The following is a 1,837-nucleotide window of genomic DNA, read 5'->3' as shown; positions in this document are numbered from 1 at the left end:
AATCAGAGAAAAATTTCAGGCGCAAAGGTGTGTACTTTTTCTTTGCAATATTGTGTAGGAATGTCTTGCAAAACACAACTATTAATAATCGACTAAAAGTGTTATGTGAAAGGGTACAAATTCCGGTTATTACCATACACAGTCTTAGACATACCCATGCGTCATTATTGCTTTTCGCAGGTGTTTCAATTGCTAGCGTAGCCAAAAGATTAGGTCATTCTAGTATGACTACGACTCAAGAAACTTATTTGCATATTATACAAGAACTAGAAAATCAGGATAACGATAAAATTATTCGACATTTAGCTATACTTATATAAATGTTTTTATATAAAAACTCCTATCAAACACTTTGGAAAAAGCTTTGATGGGAGTTCTCATTTTTCAAGATATTACTATAATTTTTAAACAAACATTTTTTGTAAGAATGTACTCTTTAAAGAATGAAGTTGATTTAGTTGGTTTTGGTAAAGAGCTATAGTGTCATCAAGGAGTTTAAAAAAAACTCCTATTTTAGCTTGTTCATTAAATGAAGGTATTAAAAGAGGCATTTCCCCCATTTGCTTACCTGAAACTTCCACAAATGTAGATCCCGCTCCAGTTTTATTGCCATATCTCTTTAAACTATTTGTATTTGAGAAAATAAAATAAGAATCTAATTGTCCACTCCTAGGAACAATTGATTGAAATCCTTGATTCGTTGCCGCTTCCTTAGATAATATTGCTGTATTTCCAATACCTGCACGGGATGTAAATAATACTGTACCTATTGGAAGAAGTTTAGCCGAACTTTTTTGTAATCCTAGACTTGTTATTTTTTTTTTACTTTCGTATAAATACCTTTGTTCACCGATTTCCGCTGGAGAATACCAATCAATATCACCATTCCAAAAATTTTCATTACTGGTACTCGGAGTTCCCCCTCCAACAATATGAGCTACATTTTCTAACTTGCACTTTTCCCATTCTTTCTCAAAACCTGCGAAACGAATCTGTGGAACTTTTTGCTTGTCTGTAAGAAATATCTTCTGTAATAAGCCGTTCTTCAATTGTTTCAAAGCTTCCAGTTTACGCTGATGAAGAGCGATAGTGTTATCCAGCTGTTTGAAGAAATTACCAATCTTATTTTGTTCTTTTGTTTCTGGTAATGAAATAGGCGTTTTCTTTCCACTATCTATTGTATATGTTCCAACAGTTCCAATTCCCGCAACATCTTGAATATACTTTTGAGTTTTATGATGTACAAATGAATAGTAAAAAAAATCACCGTCAATTGTATTATTATTTTTGAACCAAATAATATTTCCATCTTTAAAATAAACTGGATTATCATTGGTAATTAACATAGGAACTCCAATTGAACCCACCCCCGTTACTAATAAATCTCCTCTTGAGACTTTTCCAGAAATAAGTGAATATTCATTGTATTTTTCTTCTGAAATATACAAATAATCGGTTGGTTCCTCATTTTTCGAAGCTGAAACTATATCCCTTGCTCTTAAGAATCTAATCCCTGAATTAGTCCAATCTGACTGATGAATTCTTTTCACAGAAGTTACAGTCATTAGCTCTCCCAACTTACGCTGTTCCCAGTCATAAAATTTATAATTGTGTAATATATTTCAATAATTTATATTTTGAAATGATATACTTTAATTAATAGATTTATCAAGTGAAACGGAGGGGGGAGCGTCAATAATTTTGTGTAAATGGTTCTTCCCTACTGTAGATTGTTTCTAATTCTCCATCGGTTGACTCAGCATTTGTTCGAGCTCGCCTTCGGCCTGTTGGAAACCTTTATGACTGCGACCTAGGAATTTTTGGTTGTAAGTATCAA

2 protein-coding genes are annotated in these 1,837 nt (G+C 32.8%); one reads left to right on the top strand and one right to left on the bottom strand.

What is annotated here, in order from left to right; all coding sequences use genetic code 11:
* On the top strand, positions 1 to 320 hold a 320-nt coding region (locus PVE40_RS12640; RefSeq protein ID WP_274732287.1), incomplete at its 5' end, for a tyrosine-type recombinase/integrase.
* A gap of 84 nt (positions 321 to 404) precedes the next feature.
* Here the strand turns inward: PVE40_RS12640 and PVE40_RS12635 are convergent.
* Positions 405 to 1,619, bottom strand: a complete 1,215-nt coding sequence (locus PVE40_RS12635) for a restriction endonuclease subunit S (protein ID WP_274732288.1) — start codon at positions 1,617 to 1,619, stop codon at positions 405 to 407.
* Positions 1,620 to 1,837 lie beyond the last annotated feature (218 nt).

Source organism: Jeotgalibaca caeni (assembly GCF_028863945.1).
GTDB classification, from domain to species: Bacteria; Bacillota; Bacilli; order Lactobacillales; family Aerococcaceae; genus Jeotgalibaca; species Jeotgalibaca caeni.
This window is presented reverse-complemented; position numbering and strand designations above follow the sequence as displayed.